We start from the raw sequence: 3,281 nt of genomic DNA, 5'->3' as shown, positions 1-3,281 counted from the left end.
GCCCAGGGGTTGCGCCCCACGGAGGGGGAGGCGGACGGACTGTGGACGCAGGCACCGGGAAGCTGGGTGGCGGTGGGCACGGCGGACTGCGTGCCGGTGCTGCTGGTGGACCCGGACGGGCGCGGCGTGGCGGCGGTGCACTCCGGCTGGCGCGGCACGGACGCGGACATCAGCGCGCGCGCCGTGGAGGTGCTGGTGGCCCGCGGCGCGAGGCCGGAGCGGCTGCTGGCGGCGGTGGGCCCGGCGATACAGGTCTGTTGCTACGAGGTGTCGGAGGAGCTGGCGCGGCGCTTCAGCGCGCGCTTCGGGGATGACGTGGTGCGGTGGGTGGAAGGAAGGCCGCGCCTGGACCTGACCCGCGCGGTGCGCCGGACGTTGGTGGGGGCCGGGCTCAAGCCGGCCCACGTCGAGGTGCTACAGGCCTGTACTGCGTGTGAGCCCGCGCGCTTCTTCTCCCACCGGCGGGACGCGGGGCGGACGGGGCGGCACCTCAATTACGTGGTACACCGCTTCTAGCCACCCGGTGTGGGGGGCCGATTTCTTGACGCTCTCCGACGGGCCTTCCTATCCTCGGGGGGACCCCTCTGCTGAAGAAGGCCCGTGCCCGCGCGCTCCGTCATCTTCCGTCTGCTCGCCGCCGCGCCCCTGTGTGCGCTGGGTGCTTGCGCCACCACCGCTTCCTCGGAGGCGGAGGTGAGCGCGCTGCGCTCCGAGCTGCGCACGCTGCGCGCGTCCCAGGAGCGCCTGGTGGAGCGGGTGGCCCGGCTGGAGGCGCATGACGCCGTGTCGCGCGCGGGGGCCTCAAGTGAGCGCCCGCCAGCGCGCCCCATCCCGGTGAAGGTGGAGGCGTCCGCCGAGGAGTCGCTGGGCGCCACGCCGGAGCTGGCGGTGGTGAAGCTCAAGCCGCGCCATGAGCCCGCGCCGAAGCTGCCCACCGCCGTGGCGGTGCTGGAGCCGGACGACGAGCAGATGGAGATGTTCATCAGCCCCGCGCCGGAGGAAGGGCCCGCCGCGACCATGGTGGCGTCGAACGAGGACGCGGGGGCGCAGCAGGACCCCGACGTGCTCGACGCGGAGTTCGACAAGGCCGTGAACATGCTCCGCACCGGCAACGTGGAGGGCGGGGTGGAGAAGCTGCGCCGCTTCGCCGACGACAACCCGCGTCACCCGCGCGCCGACAACGCGCTCTATTTCAGCGGGCTGGGGCAGATTGGCCTCCACGAGTTCAAGGGGGCCGCGCAGACGTTCGAGCGGCTCATCAACACGTATCCCGCCGGGGACGCCATGCTGGACGGCATGCTCCGGCTCGCCGAGTGCCGGATGCGGCTCAACCAGGCCGCGGATGCCAAGGTGCTCTACACCCGCGTCGTCACCCAGTTCCCGGGGACGGCGGCTGCTACCCAGGCGGAACAGCGGCTCGCCGCGATCCCCCAGTGATGTTTCTTTCGAAAGGACGTCCCGCGATGCGCTCCCGGATTCTCACCTCGCTGATGTTGAGCCTCGCCGTCGCGCCCACCGCGTACGCCCAGCAGGAGAACGAGGAAGAGCAGGACACGGGCGGTGAGATGGGCGGCGCCGAGGTGATGGACGAGGCGCCCGACTCCGCGCCGCCGACCTCCGTCGCCATTCCGCCCGGCGCGCCCCGGGGCCGTGAGAGCGCGCCTGGTGAGGTCCACTCCGTGGAGTCGGGTGACACGCTGTGGGACTTGTCCCAGCGTTACCTGGGCAGCCCCTGGTACTGGCCGAAGGTCTGGTCCTACAACCCGGAGATCGCCAACCCGCACTGGATCTACCCCGGCAACCAGGTGCGCTTCTTCGCCGCGGGCGAGGAGGTCCCCACCCAGGTGACCGAGATGGTGGTCGACGAGGGCGACATCACGGCTCCGACGGAGTTCGCCTCCAACGATCAGGTCACGGTGACGGGCAAGATTGGCTACGACGTGGCCGGCTCCGTCCCCGTGACGACGCAGGGCTTCGTCACCCAGCGCGAGCTGGACGAGGCCGGCCGCATCGAAGGCTCGCCCTCCAACGCGGTGATGCTCTCCTTCCCGGACAGCGTCTACGTGCGCTTCAAGCGGAAGGGGGACGTGAAGGTGGGGGACCGCTACGTCGTCTACCACACCACCCAGGCCGTGAAGCACCCGGCGACCGGGCGCCCGCTGGGCTACCTCACCGACTTCGTGGGCACCCTGCGCGTGCAGCGCGTGGGCGACGGCATCGTCACCGCGCAGATCATGGACACCTGGGACGGCATTGAGCGTGGTGACCTGGTGGGCCCCGTGGGCGAACGCCTCACCGAGCGCGTGGCGCCGAAGCCGAACACGAAGAAGGTGGACGGCACCGTCATCACCGCCCTGGTGCCGTACCTCACGGTGCTGGGTGAGAACCACAGCATCGTCGTGGACAAGGGCAGCGCGGACGGCGTGGAGCTGGGCAACACCTTCACCATCCTCCGCAAGGGCGACCCGTCCCGCCACGTGCTGGGCCACGACGTGCGCAAGCCGTCCAAGGAGGAGCAGGCCTACCCCTGGCGGAACATCGGCGGGTGCATGGTGACCGAGGTCAAGGAGCGCACCTCCAACTGCCTCATGATGCGCTCCCTGGAGGAAATGGTCCCCGGCGACCGCGCCTACATGGCCCCGGGCGCGTCGGCCTCGGCCAGCCGCTGAGCGGCGGCAGGAAAAGTGCAATGCGCCCCTCGGATGGAGGGGCTGAGTGCTTGACCGGTGGCGGTCCGGTGTTTATGTGTCGCGCCCCTCCCAGCGGCCCCACCTTCTATATAGGTGGGTATCGAGCGGGGGACGGGTATGGCGGACGCTGAGACGGACAGCCTCACGGCGGAGCAGCAAGCATGCCTCGCGCTCTGGGCCGTTCCCGGCCTGGGGCCGAGGACGCTGGCTGCCCTGCGCGCGTTCGCGGACGGAGGCCTGGCGCCGCTCGGCGCGACTCCGGTGCGAGACTGGGTGTCCCAGGCGCCGGTTTCCTCACAGGTTCGTCGCAAGCTCGCCTCCGTGGAGCGCCTGGCGCCGGTGGCGTGGCGGGTCTGGGAAGCCTGCCGGACGTCGGGCATGAAGGTGGCGTTCCAGGGGCAGGCGGCCTATCCCGCGCGGCTGGCCGAGGTGGAGGATGCGCCGCCGGTGCTCTTCTACCGGGGCGTGCCGGGGCTGCCGCGGCGCCGGCTGGCCATGGTAGGCAGCCGTCACCCGGATCAGGGCTTCCTTCCGTTCGCGCGGCGCTTCGCCCGGCAGGTGGCGGAGTCAGGGGTGGGGGTGGTGTCCGGG

General features: G+C 71.4%; 4 protein-coding genes. All 4 read left to right on the top strand.

The window, feature by feature from the left end; translation table 11 throughout:
- A partial coding sequence (pgeF, locus tag HV826_RS36165; protein WP_176421548.1) for a peptidoglycan editing factor PgeF occupies nt 1-516 on the top strand: 516 nt, incomplete at its 5' end.
- Between the two features lie 84 nt (nt 517-600).
- Nucleotides 601-1,437: a tetratricopeptide repeat protein gene (locus HV826_RS36160; protein WP_176421547.1), complete on the top strand. Its 837-nt coding sequence runs from the start codon at nt 601-603 to the stop codon at nt 1,435-1,437.
- Between the two features lie 26 nt (nt 1,438-1,463).
- Complete coding sequence (locus HV826_RS36155) at nt 1,464-2,669, top strand: LysM peptidoglycan-binding domain-containing protein (RefSeq protein ID WP_176421546.1); 1,206 nt, start codon at nt 1,464-1,466, stop codon at nt 2,667-2,669.
- A gap of 138 nt (nt 2,670-2,807) precedes the next feature.
- On the top strand, nt 2,808-3,281 hold a 474-nt coding region (locus HV826_RS36150), incomplete at its 3' end, for a DNA-processing protein DprA (protein WP_176421545.1).

This window comes from Myxococcus sp. AM010, from assembly GCF_013372585.1.
GTDB lineage: Bacteria > Myxococcota > Myxococcia > Myxococcales > Myxococcaceae > Myxococcus > Myxococcus vastator.
This window is presented reverse-complemented; position numbering and strand designations above follow the sequence as displayed.

Excerpts from the sequence above, each read along its gene's own strand:
- HV826_RS36155 (WP_176421546.1), top strand. The coding sequence starts at position 1,464 with ATGCGCTCCCGGATTCTCACCTCGCTGATGTTGAGCCTCGCCGTCGCG.